Origin of the sequence: Geobacillus sp. 46C-IIa (assembly GCF_014679505.1) — a bacterium.
Classification (GTDB): Bacteria; Bacillota; Bacilli; order Bacillales; family Anoxybacillaceae; genus Geobacillus.
The window spans coordinates 2,719,431-2,737,226 of record NZ_CP061474.1 but is presented as its reverse complement, the minus strand read 5'-3'; the positions used below and the strand labels follow the sequence as shown (position 1 = coordinate 2,737,226).

Annotated in this window: 17 protein-coding genes, 3 pseudogenes and 1 riboswitch; of the genes and pseudogenes, 7 read left to right on the top strand and 13 right to left on the bottom strand. The window is 53.4% G+C overall.

Annotation, left to right across the window (positions count from 1 at the left end; genetic code table 11):
- Positions 1 to 50: 50 nt before the first annotated feature.
- Together IC803_RS13610 and IC803_RS13605 are read left to right on the top strand one after the other, a co-directional pair.
- Positions 51 to 1,586: an alpha-amylase family glycosyl hydrolase gene (locus IC803_RS13610; RefSeq protein WP_081207767.1), complete on the top strand. Its 1,536-nt coding sequence runs from the start codon at positions 51 to 53 to the stop codon at positions 1,584 to 1,586.
- An 18-nt stretch (positions 1,587 to 1,604) separates the two neighbouring features.
- Positions 1,605 to 2,624, top strand: coding sequence for a LacI family DNA-binding transcriptional regulator (locus IC803_RS13605; protein ID WP_081207768.1), 1,020 nt, complete (start codon positions 1,605 to 1,607; stop codon positions 2,622 to 2,624).
- 219 nt (positions 2,625 to 2,843) lie between these two features.
- On the opposite strand, the gene IC803_RS13600 is transcribed toward IC803_RS13605, so the two are convergent.
- Positions 2,844 to 3,707 carry an SDR family oxidoreductase gene (locus IC803_RS13600; protein ID WP_081207769.1) on the bottom strand — a complete coding sequence of 288 codons (864 nt, stop codon included), beginning with the start codon at positions 3,705 to 3,707 and terminating at the stop codon, positions 2,844 to 2,846.
- A 92-nt stretch (positions 3,708 to 3,799) separates the two neighbouring features.
- Here IC803_RS13600 and IC803_RS18545 point away from each other — a divergent pair, with 92 nt between their 5' ends.
- A complete protein-coding gene (locus IC803_RS18545; protein ID WP_369826930.1) occupies positions 3,800 to 4,147 on the top strand; it encodes a PIN domain-containing protein in 348 nt (115 codons plus the stop codon).
- On the opposite strand, the gene IC803_RS18410 is transcribed toward IC803_RS18545, so the two are convergent.
- The 4 genes and pseudogenes from IC803_RS18410 to IC803_RS18540 all read right to left on the bottom strand — a co-directional run bounded on the left by IC803_RS18410 (position 4,140) and on the right by IC803_RS18540 (position 10,305).
- Positions 4,140 to 4,262, bottom strand: a complete 123-nt coding sequence (locus tag IC803_RS18410) for an AbrB/MazE/SpoVT family DNA-binding domain-containing protein (protein WP_255396839.1) — start codon at positions 4,260 to 4,262, stop codon at positions 4,140 to 4,142. The genes IC803_RS18545 and IC803_RS18410 overlap by 8 nt on opposite strands.
- A 124-nt stretch (positions 4,263 to 4,386) precedes the next feature.
- Positions 4,387 to 7,797, bottom strand: coding sequence for a methionine synthase (metH, locus tag IC803_RS13590; RefSeq protein WP_081207770.1), 3,411 nt, complete (start codon positions 7,795 to 7,797; stop codon positions 4,387 to 4,389).
- Positions 7,790 to 9,640, bottom strand: coding sequence for a bifunctional homocysteine S-methyltransferase/methylenetetrahydrofolate reductase (locus tag IC803_RS13585; protein WP_081207771.1), 1,851 nt, complete (start codon positions 9,638 to 9,640; stop codon positions 7,790 to 7,792). The genes metH and IC803_RS13585 overlap by 8 nt, the downstream gene beginning before the upstream one ends.
- A gap of 70 nt (positions 9,641 to 9,710) precedes the next feature.
- A riboswitch (SAM riboswitch) is annotated at positions 9,711 to 9,812 on the bottom strand.
- 113 nt (positions 9,813 to 9,925) lie between these two features.
- Positions 9,926 to 10,305: pseudogene (locus IC803_RS18540) on the bottom strand (zinc-ribbon domain-containing protein).
- Here IC803_RS18540 and IC803_RS18250 point away from each other — a divergent pair.
- Together IC803_RS18250 and IC803_RS13575 are read left to right on the top strand one after the other, a co-directional pair.
- Positions 10,303 to 10,446, top strand: a pseudogene (locus IC803_RS18250) (hypothetical protein); the annotation flags it as partial. The pseudogenes IC803_RS18540 and IC803_RS18250 overlap by 3 nt on opposite strands.
- 166 nt (positions 10,447 to 10,612) lie before the next feature.
- Positions 10,613 to 10,933, top strand: coding sequence for a hypothetical protein (locus IC803_RS13575; RefSeq protein WP_081207772.1), 321 nt, complete (start codon positions 10,613 to 10,615; stop codon positions 10,931 to 10,933).
- Positions 10,934 to 11,060: 127 nt separating this feature from the next.
- Here IC803_RS13575 and IC803_RS13570 read toward each other — a convergent pair whose 3' ends face one another.
- Positions 11,061 to 11,564: a DUF1572 domain-containing protein gene (locus IC803_RS13570; RefSeq protein ID WP_081207773.1), complete on the bottom strand. Its 504-nt coding sequence runs from the start codon at positions 11,562 to 11,564 to the stop codon at positions 11,061 to 11,063.
- Between the two features lie 119 nt (positions 11,565 to 11,683).
- Positions 11,684 to 12,238, bottom strand: a complete 555-nt coding sequence (locus tag IC803_RS13565) for a helix-turn-helix domain-containing protein (RefSeq protein ID WP_081207774.1) — start codon at positions 12,236 to 12,238, stop codon at positions 11,684 to 11,686.
- A 131-nt stretch (positions 12,239 to 12,369) separates the two neighbouring features.
- Here IC803_RS13565 and IC803_RS13560 point away from each other — a divergent pair, with 131 nt between their 5' ends.
- The gene (locus IC803_RS13560; RefSeq protein ID WP_158083282.1) at positions 12,370 to 13,881 is read left to right on the top strand and encodes an L-lactate permease; all 1,512 of its coding nucleotides are present in this window, start codon (positions 12,370 to 12,372) and stop codon (positions 13,879 to 13,881) included.
- Positions 13,882 to 14,177: 296 nt separating this feature from the next.
- Here the strand turns inward: IC803_RS13560 and IC803_RS13555 are convergent, their stop codons facing one another.
- Both IC803_RS13555 and IC803_RS13550 read right to left on the bottom strand, forming a co-directional pair.
- Entirely contained in the window at positions 14,178 to 14,669 is a 492-nt protein-coding gene (locus tag IC803_RS13555; protein WP_033843246.1) for a YajQ family cyclic di-GMP-binding protein, read from the bottom strand.
- A gap of 175 nt (positions 14,670 to 14,844) precedes the next feature.
- Positions 14,845 to 14,976 carry a DUF3941 domain-containing protein gene (locus IC803_RS13550; RefSeq protein ID WP_081207776.1) on the bottom strand — a complete coding sequence of 44 codons (132 nt, stop codon included), beginning with the start codon at positions 14,974 to 14,976 and terminating at the stop codon, positions 14,845 to 14,847.
- A gap of 113 nt (positions 14,977 to 15,089) precedes the next feature.
- Here IC803_RS13550 and IC803_RS18535 point away from each other — a divergent pair.
- Positions 15,090 to 15,278: pseudogene (locus IC803_RS18535) on the top strand (Fic family protein); the annotation flags it as partial.
- 59 nt (positions 15,279 to 15,337) lie between these two features.
- Here the strand turns inward: IC803_RS18535 and IC803_RS13545 are convergent.
- The 4 genes from IC803_RS13545 to IC803_RS13530 all read right to left on the bottom strand — a co-directional run bounded on the left by IC803_RS13545 (position 15,338) and on the right by IC803_RS13530 (position 17,688).
- Entirely contained in the window at positions 15,338 to 16,201 is an 864-nt protein-coding gene (locus tag IC803_RS13545) for a DegV family protein (protein ID WP_081207777.1), read from the bottom strand.
- 169 nt (positions 16,202 to 16,370) lie between these two features.
- On the bottom strand, positions 16,371 to 16,571 hold the full coding sequence (locus IC803_RS13540; protein WP_081207778.1) for a DUF3813 domain-containing protein: 201 nt from the start codon (positions 16,569 to 16,571) through the stop codon (positions 16,371 to 16,373).
- A gap of 2 nt (positions 16,572 to 16,573) precedes the next feature.
- Positions 16,574 to 16,726, bottom strand: a complete 153-nt coding sequence (locus tag IC803_RS13535; RefSeq protein ID WP_165570920.1) for a hypothetical protein — start codon at positions 16,724 to 16,726, stop codon at positions 16,574 to 16,576.
- A 155-nt stretch (positions 16,727 to 16,881) separates the two neighbouring features.
- Positions 16,882 to 17,688, bottom strand: a complete 807-nt coding sequence (locus tag IC803_RS13530; RefSeq protein WP_081207779.1) for a Cof-type HAD-IIB family hydrolase — start codon at positions 17,686 to 17,688, stop codon at positions 16,882 to 16,884.
- Positions 17,689 to 17,796 lie beyond the last annotated feature (108 nt).

The window sequence follows — 17,796 nt, the reverse complement described above, 5'->3', positions numbered from 1 at the left end:
GCTTACCCGTTTCCAAACAGACAAACGGACAGTAAAGGAGGGAAACGGAAATGGGGAACCGGCTTGTTGTGCTGTTCATCCTTCCGTTCCTTCTTTTTTATGCCATGCCGGCTGCGGCGGCGGAAAAAGAAGAACGGACGTGGCAAGACGAAGCGATTTATTTCATTATGGTCGACCGTTTCAACAATATGGATGCGACGAACGACCAAGACGTCAATGTCAACGACCCAAAAGGATATTTTGGCGGTGATTTAAAAGGGGTGACAGCGAAGCTCGATTACATCAAGGAAATGGGGTTTACCGCCATTTGGCTGACGCCGGTGTTTGAAAACATGCCGGGCGGCTATCATGGGTATTGGATCAAAGATTTTTATCGCGTCGACCCTCATTTCGGCACGCTCGATGACTTGAAAACACTGGTCAAAGAGGCGCATCAGCGCGACATGAAAGTCATTTTGGACTTTGTTGCCAACCATGTCGGCTACGACCATCCGTGGCTCCAGGATCCGGCGAAAAAAGACTGGTTCCACCCGAAGAAAGAGATTTTTGACTGGAACAATCAAAAGCAAGTAGAAAATGGCTGGGTGTATGGGCTGCCTGATTTGGCGCAGGAAAATCCAGAGGTCAAAAAGTATTTCATTGATGCCGCCAAATGGTGGATTAAAGAAACGGATATTGACGGCTATCGACTCGATACGGTGCGTCATGTGCCGAAATCGTTTTGGCAAGAATTTGCCAAAGAAGTGAAAACGGTGAAAAAAGATTTTTTCCTTCTCGGTGAGGTGTGGAGTGATGACCCGCGCTATATCGCTGATTACGGGGAGTATGGCATCGACGGGTTTGTCGATTACCCGCTGTATGGCGCAGTGAAACAGTCGCTTGCCAAACGCGACGCGTCGCTCCGCCCGCTCTACGAGATATGGGAGTATAACAAGACGTTTTATGACCGCCCGTATTTGCTCGGGACGTTTTTGGACAACCATGATAATGTCCGGTTTACGAAATTGGCGATTGACAACCGCAATAATCCGATCTCGCGCATTAAGGTAGCGATGACGTATTTGTTCACTGCTCCGGGCATCCCGATCATGTACTACGGAACGGAAATCGCGATGAACGGCGGCCCAGATCCGGATAACCGCCGGTTGATGGACTTCCGTGCTGATCCGGAAATTATCGACTATTTAAAGAAAATCGGCCCGCTCCGTCAGCAGCTGCCGTCATTGCGGCGCGGTGATTTTACGCTCTTGTATGAGAAAGACGGCATGGCGGTGTTCAAGCGGCGCTACCGGGACGAAACCACTGTCATCGCCATTAATAACACGGGCGAAACGCAGCACGTCCATTTAACAAACGACCAACTGCCAAAAAACAAGGAATTGCGCGGCTTTTTGCTCGATGACCTCGTCCGCGGCGATGAAGACGGCTATGATCTTGTATTGGAACGCGAAACGGCGGAGGTGTACAAACTGCGGGAAAAAACGGGGATCAACCTTCCGTTCATCGCCGCCATTGTATCGGTTTACGTGCTGTTTCTTTTGTTTTTATATTTGGTGAAAAAACGGGCAAAACGGATCCATGAATAAATGGAAAGGAGGGCGCTTATGACCGTTACGATTAAAGACGTCGCCAAGCGGGCCAATGTCGCGCCGTCGACCGTATCGCGGGTGATCGCCGACAGCCCGCGCATCAGCGAGAAAACGAAGCAGCGGGTGCGCGAGGCGATGAAAGAGCTCGGCTACCATCCGAATTTTATCGCCCGCAGCCTCGCCAGCCAAGCGACGCAAGTGATCGGCATTGTCATGCCGAGCTCGGCTGATCAAGCGCTGCAAAACCCGTTTTTCCCGGAAGTCATCCGCGGCATCAGCAAAGCCACCCATGAAAAGCGGTACGCCTTGCAAATGTCGACCGGGGAAAAAGAGAGCGACATTTACGAGCGGGTCGTCGAGATGCTGCAAGGGCGGCGCGTCGACGGCGTCATTTTGCTTTATTCAAGGCAAAACGACAAGCTCATGAAATACTTGCAAAAACATGACTTCCCGTTCGTCGTCATCGGCAAGCCGCACCAAAAGGCGGAACAAGTGACCCATGTCGACAACGACAACGTACAGGCGGGAAAAGATGCGACTGCCTATTTAATCACTCATGGTCATGAACGCATCGCCTTTGTCGGCGGCAATCCGCAATATTTGGTGACCGTCGACCGCCAAACCGGCTATGAGGAGGCGCTCCGTGACGCCGGGCTGCCGTATCGGCCGGAATACGTTGTTCATGAAGAGTTTTTGCAAGAAGGCGGCCAAGAGGCGATGAAGGAGCTGCTTTCCTTGCCTGAGCCGCCGACCGGGCTTGTGGTTGCCGACGATCTCATGGCGCTCGGGATGGTCAAAACGCTTGATGAAATCGGCCTTCGTGTTCCGGAAGATGTGTCGATCGTCAGCTTCAACAACACCTTGCTCGCCGAAATGTCGCGCCCACCGCTCACTTCGATTGACATCGGCATTTTCCAGCTCGGCTTCGAAGCGGCGAAAAGTTTAATTGAAAAAATCGAAAATCCAAATGAGCCGATCAAGCGCATCATCATCCCGCACCGGCTTGTCGAGCGGGGGTCGTGTGCGAGGCGGTGAACAAGTTTTATCAAAAAGCAGCCGTTGTGGCTGCTTTTTGATTCGGGACGTAAAAAACCCCGCCCCATCCGGGACGGGCGAAGAGAAGAGGGGCACCTTGTCAAGAAGTAGAGGAACATCGTAACTTTATCGTACACGTTTTTTTACAATCACGCCATATTTTTGTGAGGAAATGTGACACGATTTGTTAAAAAGGTTTGGCGCCAGCGGCTGCTATGGTCAGCCGCTGACGAACTTTCCACCATCGACGTGAAGCATTTGCCCGGTCATGTACGACGATTCGTCACTCGCCAAAAAGACGTAGCACGGGGCGACTTCGCTCGGTTGACCGGGGCGTTTCATCGGCGTGTTGGCGCCGAATGTGGCGACTTGGTCACTTTGAAAGGTGGAGGGGATGAGCGGCGTCCAAATCGGGCCTGGGGCGACGCCGTTGACGCGGATGCCTTGGCCGACGAGCGCTTTGGCAAGCGAGCGGGTGAACGCGACGATTGCCCCTTTTGTCGCCGAGTAGTCGATGAGCTGCTCGTTTCCTTCGTAGGCAGTGATGGAAGCGGTGTTGATAATGGCGCTTCCGCTTTTTAAGTGCGGGAGCGCCGCTTTCGTTAGGAAAAAGCAGCCGAATACGTTCGTGCGAAACGTTTTTTCCAGCTGTGCGGCAGTGATGTTGAGAAAGTTCGGCTGTGGGTGTTGTTCGGCGGCGTTGTTGATGACGATATCCAGCTTGCCGAACGCTTCGATCGTTTGTTTCACCGCCTCTTTGCAAAACGCTTCATCCCCAATGTCTCCCGCAATGGCCAGGCACCGTCTTCCTTCCTGCTCGACAAGCCGTTTCGTTTCCTCGGCGTCTTCATGTTCGTTGAGATAGATGATCGCCACATCGGCGCCTTCTTTGGCGAAATGAACCGCCACCGCCCGGCCGATGCCGCTGTCGCCGCCGCTGATGATGGCGGTTTTGTTTTCGAGCTTGCCGCTTCCTTTATAGGTGTCTTTGATCGTGACCGGCTGCGGGTTCATCTCCGTCTGCAGGCCGGGCTGTTGCGTCTGGTGCTGCGGCGGCAGCGTCGTTTGTTGCTTTGTGACCATCGTGGTTCCTCCTTGACGGATATTGTCATCGTTAGTATGGAACGAGGGAGGGGAATTATGTGTCGGATGGGGATTCGTGATCAAAATGAGTGATGAGGGATCAGGAACCATCACTCAACGGTGAACTTTTGTTCCTATTGCCTCCTCTTGTCGTTGCGGAATGTTGCTGGGTGTTGGAATCGAAACGGTACGGGTATACGAAAGGAGAAATCGCAAGCAAGTTGAAGCAAATCATAGAGGCTTCTTGTGTGAAGACGACAGATCAAAAAGTTGTTGGAAAGGCATTAGACGATTACGCCCATGGCAACGTCGATTTTGCTGATGCGTATCTTTCGGCGTTGACTAGGCACACTTCATCCATTCAAGGGATTATAACTGGGAACGAAAAAGATTTTCGTCGACTGGGCGGGGAGTGCTATATGCCTGAGTTCGTCATTTGAATACATGATGGCTGACACTTTTCAAATGGTCCAACACTTCTTGCGGAAGGGTGATCCCTAGACTGTTCCCCACTTTCGTTATTTTTCGTTCCATTGGTTTCACCACCGTACTCATATCGATTCCCCATACTATTTTATAACAGTTGTAACCAAAAAGATGGTTGAGTCCGCTGTCCGATGATCTGTTTGTCGTAAAAATAGGAAAGCGAGCCGGCCGATTCGGCCAGCTCGCATCCTGCTTATAACACATTGAAATACCGCGCTTCCGGATGGGCGAAGACGATCGCCGAGACGGAGGCTTCCGGCTCCATCATGCAGCCGTCGGTGAGGCGGATGCCGACATCTTCCGGATGAAGGAGGCGGAACAGCTTTTCTTGGTCTTCCAAGTTTGGACAGGCCGGGTAGCCGAACGAGTAGCGCTGGCCTTGGTATTTGGCGGCGAAGCGCTCTTCCATCGTGAAGTCCGGGTCGTCTGGGAAGCCCCAGCGGTCGCGCATAATTTGATGGATGCGTTCGGCGAACCCTTCAGCGATCTCGAGCGCCAACGCCTGAATGGCATGGCTTTTCAAAAATTCGCCTTCGTCTTTCCACTGTTGGGCGAGTTCGCGGATGCCGTGCCCAGCGGTGACGGCGAAAAAGCCGACATAGTCCATTTCCCCGCTCTCTTTCGATTTCAAATAATCGGCGAGGCAAAGGTGTGGCGCCCGCGGCTGGCGCGGGAAGTCAAACGTCTCTAAAATCGTTTTGCCGTCAGCTGGGTCGTAAATGTACACGCGGTTGCCGTCGCTTTGCGCCGGGAAGAAGCGGTAGGCGCCGGCCGGCTGAATCCAGCCGTGTGTTTTCGCCTCGGCGACGAGTTCATCGACGACCGCTTTTAAGGCGAGCGCTTTTTCGTCTTTTTCTTCCAACAGCCGCTTCACTTTTCCTTTCAAGCCGAGATGATGGCCGAGCACCATTTGCCAGTTGACGTACGGCAACACGTGGTCAAGCGGCACATTCCGCAGCACGTGACGATCGAGATCGGCCGGCACGTAGACGGGGACGTCGGTCGAGATGTTCGATTTGATCGCTGTAACCATCGCCGTCGGCCGTGTTGACTCGCTTTCGGCCGCTTCTTTTTTTGTGTATTCGATGTCGCCTTGCTGAATTTGGTTGGCGAGCGCAAGCCCGTCCATGGCGTCTTTCGCGTACAGGACGACGCCGTCGTATTCGGGCGCGATTTTGTTTTCCGTAAACTTGCGCGTTAAGGCGGCGCCGCCGACTAAAATCGGGGTCGAAACACCGGCTTGGCGCAAGTCTTGGGCGGTGACGACCATCTGTTGAGCCGATTTCACAAGCAAACCAGAAAGGCCGATGATGTCCGGCTGATGTTCGCGCACCGCTTCAATGAGTTGCTGCGGGGCGACTTTAATGCCGAGGTCGATCACCTCGTAGCCATTGTTGCTTAAAATAATGTCGACTAAGTTTTTGCCGATGTCGTGCACATCGCCCTTGACGGTGGCGAGAATGACTTTTCCTTTTGTGCTTCCCTCTTTCTTTTCCATATATGGCTCTAAAAAGGCGACCGCGGCTTTCATCACTTCTGCGCTTTGCAATACTTCAGCGACGATGAGCTGGTTGTTGTTAAACAGCCGCCCGACTTCGTCCATGCCGGCCATGAGCGGGCCGTTAATGATCGACAGCGGATCGGAGTAGGTCTCAAGCGCCTTTTCCAAATCGGAAATGAGCCCGTCTTTCGATCCTTCAATGACGTAGCGGGCGAGCCGCTCCTCAAGGCTCAAGTTCTCCTGCGCCGGCTTGGCGGCGGTGATTTTGCTTCGGTAAAATTCGATAAAGGCATTTAACGTTTCGTCGCTCGTGTCAAACAAAAGCGCCTCGGCCATTCGCACTTCGTCTTCCGGAATCGAGGCGAACCGCTCGAGCTTCTCCGTGTTGACAATCGCGTAATCGAGCCCGGCTTGCGTGCAATGGTACAAAAAGACGGAGTTGAGCACCTCGCGCCCGGCCGGCGGCAAGCCGAACGAGACGTTGCTGATGCCGAGCATCGTTAAACACTCAGGAAGCCGCTCTTTAATGAGGCGAATGCCTTCGATCGTTTCTTTCGCCGCTCCGATGTATTGCTCATCGCCGGTGCCGACCGGGAAGACGAGCGGATCGAAAATGATGTCATGCGCCGGAACGCCATAGCGGTTCACAAGCAAATCATACGAACGCAAGGCGATCTCGAGCTTCCGTTCGGCGGTGACGGCCATCCCTTGCTCATCGATCGTCCCGACCACAACGGCGGCGCCGTATTGATGCAACAGCGGCGCGACTTTGGCAAAGCGCTCTTCGCCGTCTTCGAGGTTGATCGAGTTAATGATCGCCTTCCCTTGCGAATAGGTGAGGGCGCATTCGATGACGTGTTCGTCAGTCGAGTCGATGACGAGCGGCACTTTCACTTTTTTGACAACTTCGCGGACGAACTGTTCCATATCGTGCCGTTCGTCGCGGTCCGGGTCGGCGAGGCAAATGTCGATGACATGGGCGCCGTTTTTCACTTGAGCGCGGGCGATTTCCGCCGCTTCTTCGTACTTGCCTTCGGCGATAAGGCGCTTAAACTTGCGCGAGCCGATGACGTTCGTCCGTTCGCCGACAAAAAGCGGGCGCATCGTTTCGTCGTAGATGAGCGCCTCGATGCCGGAGACGGCGTGCGTGTCAAACGAGGACGGGATCGCCCGCGGCGGGATGTGGCGCACCGCTTCGGCGATGGCGCGGATATGGTCCGGCGTCGTACCGCAGCACCCGCCGACGATGTTGATCCACCCCTTTTCAGCAAAGCGGCGGATTTTCTCTGCCAACATGTCTGGCGTTTCATGGTAATGCCCTTCTTCGTCCGGAAGCCCAGCGTTCGGGTAGCAGCTGACCGCCGTGTCTGCGAGCGAGGCGAGCGTGCGCAAATGGTCGGTCATGAATTCCGGACCGGTCGCGCAGTTTAAGCCGACGGCGATCGGCTTCATATGGCGGATCGAGATGAAAAACGAATCGATCGCCTGCCCGGCAAGCGTCGTGCCCATCGGCTCGATCGTGCCGGAAATCATGAGCGGCACGCGGCGGCCGACGGCTTCAAACGCTTTGGAAATGCCGATGAATCCCGCTTTGACGTTCAGCGTATCTTGGCACGTTTCCAAAAGGAGAAGGTCGACGCCGCCAAGCAGCAGTCCGCGCGCCTGCTCTTCATAGGCGGCAACAAGTTCGTCAAACGTCGCTCCGCCTGTGACCGACAAGGTTTTCGTCGTCGGCCCCATCGAACCGGCGATAAAGCGCGGCCAGTCGGGTGTTGCGAACGACTCGGCCGCTTGTTTGGCGAGCCTCGCTGCTTCGATATTCAGCTCGAGCGCCAAATGGCCAAGGCCGTATTCGTCAAGCACGATGCGCGTCGCCCCGAACGTGTTCGTTTCGATGATGTCCGCGCCGGCTTCCAAGTACGCTTCATGAATATGGCGAATGACGTGCGGGGCGGTGAGGGTTAAATATTCGTTGCACCCTTCATACGCCTCGCCGCCAAAGTCGGCCGCCGACAAGTTGGCGCTTTGGATCATCGTCCCCATCGCGCCGTCAATGACAAGAATTTTTCGCTGCAGCTGCTGTTCTAAGGTGACATTAGCCATGGACAACCTTCCTTTCTTTCGCGGCCGCTTCTTTTTCGTGAATGTAGCGGACAAGCTCCACCGTCATGTCGTAACGCAAAAACGGCGTAATTAAATAAATGCCGTGAAACAAGTCGAACGCTGCGTCAATGAGCGCTTTGGCGATGGCGATTCCTTCGCGCGCTGCCTGCACCGGGTCGTTGCCGCAGGCGGCCATGCGGGCGCGAATCTCGTCAGAGAGCGTAATGCCCGGCACTTCATGGTGCAAAAACTCGGCGTTGCGCGCGCTCACAAGCGGCATAATGCCGATGTAAATCGGCGCATCCAACTGTTTCGTCGCTTCGTGCACGTCGACGATTTTCTCTTCCGAATAAATCGGCTGGGTCAAGAAATAATGGGCGCCGCATTGAATTTTTTTCTCCATCCGTTCAACGGCCTTATCCAAGTGACGGACGTTCGGATTGAACGCCGCGCCGATCGAGAAGTTCGTTTTTTGCCCAAGCGGTTTGCCTGAGTACGACAATCCTTCATTGAACTGGCTGATTAAGCGGATTAAATCGAACGACGATAAATCGTACACCGATGTCGCTCCTGGAAAGTCGCCGATTTTCGACGGGTCGCCGGTAATGGCGAGCACATCGGTGATGCCGAGCGTATGCAGGCCCATCAAGTGCGACTGCAGGCCGATCAAGTTGCGGTCGCGGCACGTAATATGGATGAGCGGACGGACGCCGAGCCGCTCTTTCACGATCGAACCGACGGCGACGTTGCTGATGCGCGGCGTGGCGAGCGAGTTGTCGGCCAACGTCAGCGCGTCAATGCCGGCATCATGGAGCGCTTTCGCTCCGGCGAGAAATTTGTCAATGCCCAGTTTTTTCGGCGGGTCAAGCTCAACGATCACCGAGCGGCGGGCGCGGGCTAATTCCGGAAGCGGCGTCGCTGCCAATGGAATGTCAGATTGGACCGACACCGACACGGCGCGCTGTTTGACTGTTTTTTTCGTGACAGGGGTTCGATCATGAAGCGCCCGAGCCATCGCTTCAATATGTTTCGGCGTCGTGCCGCAACAACCGCCGATCAAGCGCACCCCTTGATCGCGAAACGCCTTGGCCGTTTCCTCGAAGTATTCGGCATTCGTCTCATAGACGAGCCGGCCGTCGCGGTAGTCGGGGAGGCTTGCGTTCGGGTACGCCGATAAAACGGCGCGCGTTGGCAGCGGCACTTCTTCAAGCGACCGAAGCATATGATACGGACCGAGACGACAGTTCAGTCCGACGACATCGGCCCCGAGCGCCTCTAAACGGGCAAGGGCGTCCGCGAGCGGCGTGCCATCTTGCAAGACGCCGACTTCATGGAGCGATACATGGGCGATGATCGGCAAGTCCGTCTCTTTGCGGGCGATGGTGAGCACCGTCTCCAACTCTTCCAAATCGTAATACGTCTCCAGCAGCACGCCGTCCACTCCCTCCGCCAGCAAGACAAACAGTTGCTCGCGGAACGTCCGCTTCACTTCATCAAGCGGCACGGCGCTTTTGTTTAACGTGCGCAGCCCGCCGATTGTCCCAAGCACGTACGCCCGACCGTTCGCCGCTTGCCTAGCGAGCCGCACCGCCGCCCGATTGATGGCCGGCACTTCATCTTGCAAGCCGTAGCGGGCGAGCTTGACGTAGTTGGCGCCGTATGTGTTTGTCTGAATGACGTCGGCGCCCGCGGCGATATACGCTTCGTGAATATGGACGATTTCTTCCGGTTTCGATAGATTCAATTCTTCAAAACAACGGTCAACGCCATGCGAATAGAGAAGCGTCCCCATCGCGCCATCGGCGATCAGCACGCGTTGTTTCAGGTCATCAAGCAATCCCACGTTCGATTCCCCCGTTTCTTCACAAGTAAAAGAAAAAAGCCTTCTAAGAAGAAGACTTTCCGTTCGCTTCTTCTTATCTTCCAGGCTGTTGCCTGTCTGGATTTAGCACCTTGGCCGCGGCCAGGTTGCTGAGGGTTCACCGGGCCAGTCCCTCCCCCTCTCTTGATAAGAATGTCCGTATGCAGTTGTTGCGTTTGGTTTTGACTATTACTATATAATTTAATGTATTTTTCGAAATTATTCAATACGGTGAAGCAAGGAAATTTCAAAAAAGAGCTTCTCGGATCAGCGGAGAAGCTCTTTTCCACATTGGGGGCAAAATTGAAAATCGTGCTGCACATGCCCGCCGCAATAAGGGCGATGTTTGTTTTCGCTTCACCTCCAAATCGGATGTTCATCGGGCCGGGTTCTTCCTCGCTGTCGACAATGTCCAACAAGGACATGCGTTGTTTTCCCGTCGCGCTTTTGTAAGGGAAAATTGCTTGCACGGCTCCGATGGCGATCGGCGCAAGGCCGAAAAACGGAAAAAAGCGGGCGGCGGGAAACGGCGAGTCCGCAGTGATGGAGAACGCCATCACCATCCAAAAGATTCCGAACAATACAGCGGCGATGCTGCCGAAGAGTCCCTGTATCGACGGGCCGCGGCCGGGTTTGATGCTTTTCAAATTCATCCTGATTTGGATTCGGCAGGGCGCTTGGAAGTGTACGAAAACTTGGGGAAACAGATGCTCGCCTACTACAACGAGCTGTTTTTAGAGTTTAAGATGCATCAAAAATCATTAAGCAGGCGCTGTCCCCTGCAATAGGGGATGGGCGCCTGCTTTTCATTGGAGAAAAGGGTTGCGTCGCTTCCCTAGCCCGCGGGAAAGAAAAAGGCCATGCGGCGGCGTCTTTGCCTTCTTTCCCTCATAAAAGAAGGGATCGGACGAAGGGAAGAAGAATAGAAAGACATGAAAAAAGGAGGAGGGAACGTTGCTCAAGCATTTGCCTATGGAAGAAAATGTGATGGATATGCTCATCGGCGGCTTTTCGGTTGTCATGTTGATTGCGGTTGCGACAATCGTTGTTCTTTGGCGAAAGAATCGAGAGCAACGCCTTGCGCTTGTGTGGATATTGGCCCATCTTTTGTTGCAGGCTCTGGCTGTTTTCTTTGCGCTGAAGGCGATGTCTTTTGACCTTGCTCATGTGCAGGCATCTGAAGAAATCTCCCTCCTTCTTGGCAAGGCGGGGATGGCATGGGGAGCGGGGATGGTTTGTTTGCTGGCCGGCATTGTGAAACTTTCTAGACGCTGACCACGATCCCTGATAAAGCGGTATGATTGTGAAGGAATGTCAAACCGCAAAAAAGCCATCCGCCTTTATTGGTTGACGGCGCCAAGGGGCGGATGGCGTTGGCAAGATGATTCGAATAAGGAGTTGCCTATGTTGTTTTTCGACTTCTTGGTATGGTCAGTGTTTTCCAGTTGTTTGCATTCAGTTGTTTCGCGACATAGACGATTTGTCCGATATGATACGAATAATGGTACATTTGCCGCTCAATCGCTTCGATGACAGAATGGGGTTCACCGCGGATCGTGACCGTCCGCAACAAATCCGTTTCTTGCAGTTCATTCAGCGTCTGAAAGAAAGTGGACCACCCCTTTTCCCAGCAATCCATGACTTCTTTGCGCGTATGGAAGTCATGGATAAACTCATCATCGCGGTTTCGGTCCGTTTTTTCCCCGTCCGATGAAAAAAAGTCTGTCCAGCGCGACACCATATTTCCGCTCATATGTTTGACAATGATGGCGATGCTGTTTGTCTCCTCATGAAAGCAATGGAACAGCTGTTCCTCCGAACATTGGCCTATAGCCCGTTCGGCGGTCTTTTTCATGTCGAGAAAGCGCGCGCGCACCACCCGCAAATATTCTTGGCTGATGTTCATTCACATTCCCCCGTCAAAGAAAGGTCCTGTCTTTATATTCGCCATCGATGTTGTGATTTCTTGCCATGTGACGGCAAAAATCAAAAAACCACAGCGTCTTGGATATCGGTCATTGTGAATCATGTTTTCGAAGCAGGCGAGTGAATAATCAAATAATAGCGGCACTCTTCTTGGCCCGTGTTGATCAACTGATGTTCGCAGGCGGCGTCGTAATAAAGAGAGTCCCCTTCGCGCAAGTCATAGTGACGATCTCCCAGCACGATGCGCAATGTTCCGGCGGCGACGGCAATATATTCTTTTGTGCCTTTCGGGTGGGGCGGAAACACTCCCGATTGTTGGCCGGGCGGAATGATGTTGAGAATGAATTCGATCGGCTGCCCCGGAAAAACGGGGGAAAGAAGATGGCGCTCGAAGCCGCTCTCCTCATCGCAGTACACGTATCGCTCCTCTTTTTTGATCATGATGATTTCCTTCGGTTCGTGTTCGCCAAGAAGTTCGGATAGTGTCACCCCCAATCCGGCGGCGATTTGGCAGGCGACTTGGATTGTCGGGTTTTTTTCGCCTCGCTCGATTTGCGACAGCATCGATCGGCTGACGCCGCACCGTTCTGATAATGCTTGAAGTGTCAGCCCTTTTTGTTTTCGGACGGCGCGTACATTGTGAGCAAAGGTCATGATCGTGTTCCTCCTTTTGTTATATTGTACACGATCGTAGAATTTTTTGTCTTGACATACTCTTTAGTAAAAAAATAAGATGGTAATATACACTATAGTGGATAAATAGATTGAGGGGAGAGGAGAAAAAAGTGGGGGACGCGATCCGTTGGCTGCTGGCGGCGCTGCCGCTTTTATGGGCGTTGGCCGCGATTGGATGGCGGAAGATGTCAGCGATGAATGCGGCGCTCGGCTGTTATGCGCTGGCGGTGGGGCTCGCTTTGTTTCCATTTCATGCTTCGGCCGGTGAGGTCATGCATTTTACCATGTACGGCGTGCTTCTGGCGTTGATCGTGGTGTATGTGCTTGTGTTTGGGCTGCTCTTGCATCATGTGTTGGAAGCGGGGGGAGCAATTAGGACGCTTTCCGCCTGGCTTTCCTATTTCGGCCGGACAAAATCGCAGCAAGCGCTGTTGGTGTCAGCGGCGTTAGGCCCATTTTTGGAGGCGGTCAGCGGCTTTGGATTAGCTGTGGTCATCACGGCGCCGCTTTATACGGCGCTTGGGTTTCCAGCCCGCAAGGCGATGACATTAGCGCTCTTGACCCAATCAGCTGTGCCATGGGGGGCGCTCGCCATCGGCACGGTCATCAATGCCGAACTATCGGGCGTTCCGCTTCGCGAGCTTGGCGAATACAGCGCCTGGCTTCATATCCCACTCTATTTGTTTTACGCCTGTGCGGTCGTTGTGATCAGTGGAGGATGGCGGTCGATTCGCATGCATCTCGGTGATATCGTTATCGTGTTTGTCAGCTTGGCATTAGTGACATGGGCGGTCAGCGCCTATGTGTCGGTTGAGCTGGCCGGGGCGGCTGCAGGCGGGACGGCGGCGCTGGTTCTTATCGGGTATTGGCAGTGCCAAGCATATTTTGGCAGACGCAAGGAGGAAGCAGAAGAAAGGGAAGAAAGGGAAGAACGGCAGCCGCTCGGGAAAGTGTTATGGCCCTATCTTGTGCTGATCGGCTATATTTTCATCACCCATTTCTTTCCTGAAGTCCGGCATATTGCCACTACGGTCGGAGTTTGGCAGTGGCCGGCCTATGGCTTCCGCCTCGAGCTTTTGTACAGCCCCGGGTTTGCCTTATGTCTCGCTGTCATTGTGGCATTTGGATTGTATCGCCTTCGCTTGAACGAAGGATTGGCTTGTATTCGGAAGACGTTGAAACAAGTGTTTCCTGCTGCTGTGGCGACAACGGGGTTTATTGCGATGTCGTCGGTGATGGACGGGTCAGGAATGATGGGCGTGCTGGCCACACAAGCCGCCACTTGGACGGAATCGGCGTTTCTTGCCGTGTCGCCGCTCGTCGGGGCGCTCGGCGGCTGGACGAGCGGAAGCAACAGCGCGGCGAATGCCATGTTTTCCCCGTTTCAGCGGGCGATGGCCGATCAATTGCACGAGCCGGCCATCTGGTACGCCGCCGCGCAAAACGTCGCCGCTTCCAATATGACGATGGCGTCCCCAGCGCGAATCGCGCTCGTCGCCTCAACGGTCGGACGCCCTGGTGAGGAAGGAGAGGCGATGCGCCTTGTCGGTCCGATCGCGGGCGCGGCGTTGGTCATCATTGTTCTTGGTGTGCTGATCGGGCGGGCGACCGTTGGCATGTAGAGTCCGTTTGCGGCTCGGCCGCCGATATTATGCGATCGCTTTTTGCCCGATTCCAGGACGATCCACCTCGCAATAAAAGAAACGTGTCGTCTAGCTTTTCTTTCAAATTTCTTGTAAGGCTGGTTAAAAACAAGTTTTTCGCTCCGCTCGGTGCGATTGGCAAAAACAAAAAATGATGCTGATCCTATTTCTCCAAAAAGAAAGAATTGAAAGATCTCCATTTTTTCTGAAATCAAGATCTTCGAGCGTTCTGCCTGTAAAACAAAAAAGCGGATTGAGAATTCTCTCATCCGCAATTAACGATAATTCACAAACTGCACCTCAATCGGCAAATCCGCTTCGCGAATGGCGGCGATCACCTTTTGCAAGTCATCTTTGCTTTTGCCGCTGACGCGGATTTGGTCGTCCTGCACTTGGCTTTTCACTTTCAGCCCCGTGTTTTTAATGATCGTATTGATCTTTTTCGCGTTCTCTTTGTCGATCCCTTGGACGAGCTTGGCGCGTTGGCGCACCGTGCCGCCTGAGGCCGGCTCGATTTTGCCGTATTGGATGTTTTTCGTCGCCACCCCGCGCTTAATGAGCTTGCCAATCAGAACGTCCTTCAACTGCTCAAGCTTAAACTCGTCGTCGGAGATGAGAACAAGCTCGTCTTTCTCGAGCGAAATGTCGCTTTTGCTTCCTTTAAAGTCATAGCGCGTTTTGATTTCTTTCATCGCGATGTTGATGGCGTTCGCCACTTCCGCCAAATCGACTTTGGAGACAATATCAAACGAGCTTTCTTTCGACATATGCGACCTCCCGGGCGTGTGATGTACTTTCATTATAGAAAATGGTGGGAAGGAAGGCAACCATAAGCAAAGGACTAGAAGGTCCGTTTCGTCTTTGGATCGGGAATATAGGATTATGCGGAAATGAAGAAAGCAAAACAAAAAAGGCGGTTCGATCCGCCTTTCGTTGCGCCTGTCATAAATGATTCGTCTTCTTCGAATACGCAAACTTCCCAGCTTCGCGGTTTTTCTCGCGCATCATGTTTTTCTCGTGGCGCTTCGCTTGGTTGTCGCGCGCTTTTTTGTCGTTGTCGCTTGTGTTTGCCATCAGTCGTCCTCCTTTTGCTTCGGTCATTCGCCATTAGTATGGGCAAATGGAAAGGAACGATATTGAAATGCGGTGAGGTAGTTTATGGAAAGGGGAAGTAGGAATGCCGCTATATTCAAATCGTTGTCAATGTCATGTTCCGACACCCGATTTTTACCGCCAAACGGATGGCGGAGTTGACTAGTTTGCCGGAAGGGACGGTTCGGCGCTATTTGAATCGGTTTGAGGAGCAGCGACTCATTTTCACGGATGGGCGGATGCGGTCCAAAACGTACTACTACAATCTTCTTGATCAACTTCGGTGGTGGGGACAGGCGCCTGTGTTGGGCAGGCGCCTCTGTTTCGCTTCTAGGGGGTGTCGTCAGGTTTCCATGTATTGATTCAGAAAAAACAGAGCAATCGTCCCCGGTCCGGCGTGAGCGCCGATGGCGCTGCCGATGTCGGAGAGGAAAAAGTGCGTGCAGCCGTGCGTTTCTTCGATCATCCGCTTCAGTTCAAGCGCTGTTTCTTCATCATCGGCATGGCTGATGCCGATCGTTTGTTTTTGCAAGTCATCGCCGCGCTCGCCCATCAACTCGACCATGCGTTTCAACACTTTTTTCCGTCCGCGCAGCTTTTCAAGCGGAACGAGGGCACCGTCTTCGACATGGAGGAGCGGCTTGATGTTGAGCAAGCCCCCGAAGGCCGCCGCGGTTTTGCTGATGCGGCCGCCGCGCGCCAAATATTCGAGATTGTCGACGGTGAAGATATGTTCCATATGGCGGCAGTACGCCTCGATTGTTTCACAAAGCAAGTTGTACGGCGTGTTTTGCTCCGCCAACTCGACCGCTTTCATAACGGCGAGCCCTTGGCCGAGCGAAGCGCATTTCGAGTCGATGATCGTCAGGCGAAACTCAGGGTATTCCTCAAGCAGTTCGTTGCGGACGGTCATGGCGGTCTGGTATGTACCGGATAATCTCGAAGAAAAGGCGATGTATAAGCATGACCGATTTTCTTTGGCGTACGGCAAAAACAGCTCCTTCATCGCCAACGGGCTCGGTTGGGCCGTTTTCACCGCGTGTCCTTGGCGCATGGCGTCATACACTTGTTTCGGTGCGATCGTCACCCCATCTTCGTAGTCTTGGCCGCTCCAATGGACGACAAGCGGCAAAAAGGCGATGTGATGCTCGCGGATGTACGATTGCGGCAAGTCCGCCCCGCTGTCGGTGATGATTTGAACGGACATGGTTCTCGTCCCCCTTTTCTTGTTTGCGAACTGACTGTATATAGCCGCATCGGCAGAATGGGCCGATGAACAGCGATTTATGTCTTTCTTTAGTGTAGCGGTTTTCCGGACGGAATACAATGGAGAAGCGAAGGAGGGAGAAAAAACAGCTGCGGGAAGCCCGCAGCTGTTATTGAGTGAGCTCATCAAGCTCAGCTTGAAATTGACGCAACTGCGCTTTTTCCGCCGTATTGGAATGCGCATAGGCAGATGACAAAGCGTTTTTGGCGATGGCAATGGCGCGGTCGACGTTCATGTCGATTTCACCGTTAACCGCTTGCTTCGCTTGGGCGACCGCTTTACGCGCCTCTTGAAACAGACGATTGCCCATCGCTATACGCCCCCAAGCGACGTTTCCACTGCTTTTTCCGCTTTGCGCGCTTCCGCTTCGGCGTACGTCAAGTGATAAGGGATTCGCTTGTCATGCCGTTCAACCGCATCGACGCTCTGCTGGACGAAACGCTTCGATTTGTTTCGTTTGCCCATGACGGATTCCCCCTTTAAAAAATGAAGACGCCTGTTGCGTCATGTATAGTGTAACCGCACGGGGGGAACAGTAGTAAGGAAATTCGTTACAAACCGCTGCATCCCAGCGCTGGCTCGATGCGGCGAAAAGGCGGAGAAGGAACGAATGGGTGGCGTTATAGTCCCAGGATTTCTTGCAAATAAACGCCAATGCCATCTTCTTCATTCGTTTTTGTCACATCATCGGCGATGGTTTTCAGCGGTTCGATGGCGTTGCCCATCGCTACACCGAGACCGGCCCAGTCGATCATCTCGAGGTCGTTGTCTTCATCGCCAAAGGCGATGACGCGCTCCTTTGGGATGCCGAAGTAGTCGGCGACTTGTTTTAAGCCCGCGGCTTTATGGACGCCATGGCGGATAATTTCAATGACATGCCATGGTTCGCTCCAGCGCCGTTGGTGGATGACGTTGGCGTATACATTCGCTAAATGTGATTGAATCCGCTCAATATGATCATCGTCTGTGTACACGAGCACGCTCGTCGGATCTTTGCCGAGCGAGCGGCGCAAATCGCCGATTTCTACGGTCGGGTTGCCAAGGCGGACAATGTCAAGCAACACCTCGTCATGTTGGTGAAAATAGACAGCATCTAACACTTCGGCCATCATATTCTTGATCCCATAGGATTCACTGATTTCAACAATGTCTTTGACGACCGCAAGTGGCAACGGGTAATGGCGCACGCCCCAGGATAATTGACGTGGATGGTGGACAAACGCGCCGTTGAAATTGACGATCGGCGTTGCAAGGCCAAGTTCTTCGTAATACATGCAGCTTGCCCGGTACGGGCGACCGGTGGCGATGACGACAAGATGGCCGGCGTCGATGACGCGGCGGATGACGTCTTTGGTAAATGGAGAAATCGTTTTATCCTCTTTCAGCAGCGTTCCATCCAAATCCAAAGCAATTAAATATGGCTTCATGTCTGACTCCTTTGCTTTCGTTATTCTTTACACTACATAGTGTAACTCTTTTCCAAAATCGCTGTCCATATGGTACACTATACAGCAATGGAAAAAGACAGAAGGGGT

Excerpts from the sequence above, each read along its gene's own strand:
- IC803_RS13555 (WP_033843246.1), bottom strand. The coding sequence starts at position 14,669 with ATGTCGAAAGAAAGCTCGTTTGATATTGTCTCCAAAGTCGATTTGGCG.
- IC803_RS13605 (WP_081207768.1), top strand. The coding sequence starts at position 1,605 with ATGACCGTTACGATTAAAGACGTCGCCAAGCGGGCCAATGTCGCGCCG.
- IC803_RS13550 (WP_081207776.1), bottom strand. The coding sequence starts at position 14,976 with ATGGCAAACACAAGCGACAACGACAAAAAAGCGCGCGACAACCAAGCG.
- IC803_RS13540 (WP_081207778.1), bottom strand. The coding sequence starts at position 16,571 with ATGGGCAATCGTCTGTTTCAAGAGGCGCGTAAAGCGGTCGCCCAAGCG.
- IC803_RS13530 (WP_081207779.1), bottom strand. The coding sequence starts at position 17,688 with ATGAAGCCATATTTAATTGCTTTGGATTTGGATGGAACGCTGCTGAAA.
- IC803_RS13565 (WP_081207774.1), bottom strand. The coding sequence starts at position 12,238 with ATGACCTTTGCTCACAATGTACGCGCCGTCCGAAAACAAAAAGGGCTG.
- IC803_RS13610 (WP_081207767.1), top strand. The coding sequence starts at position 51 with ATGGGGAACCGGCTTGTTGTGCTGTTCATCCTTCCGTTCCTTCTTTTT.
- IC803_RS13570 (WP_081207773.1), bottom strand. The coding sequence starts at position 11,564 with ATGAACATCAGCCAAGAATATTTGCGGGTGGTGCGCGCGCGCTTTCTC.
- IC803_RS18545 (WP_369826930.1), top strand. The coding sequence starts at position 3,800 with ATGAGGGATCAGGAACCATCACTCAACGGTGAACTTTTGTTCCTATTG.
- IC803_RS13545 (WP_081207777.1), bottom strand. The coding sequence starts at position 16,201 with ATGTCCGTTCAAATCATCACCGACAGCGGGGCGGACTTGCCGCAATCG.
- metH (WP_081207770.1), bottom strand. The coding sequence starts at position 7,797 with ATGGCTAATGTCACCTTAGAACAGCAGCTGCAGCGAAAAATTCTTGTC.
- IC803_RS13600 (WP_081207769.1), bottom strand. The coding sequence starts at position 3,707 with ATGGTCACAAAGCAACAAACGACGCTGCCGCCGCAGCACCAGACGCAA.
- IC803_RS13535 (WP_165570920.1), bottom strand. The coding sequence starts at position 16,726 with ATGGGCAAACGAAACAAATCGAAGCGTTTCGTCCAGCAGAGCGTCGAT.
- IC803_RS18410 (WP_255396839.1), bottom strand. The coding sequence starts at position 4,262 with ATGAGTACGGTGGTGAAACCAATGGAACGAAAAATAACGAAAGTGGGG.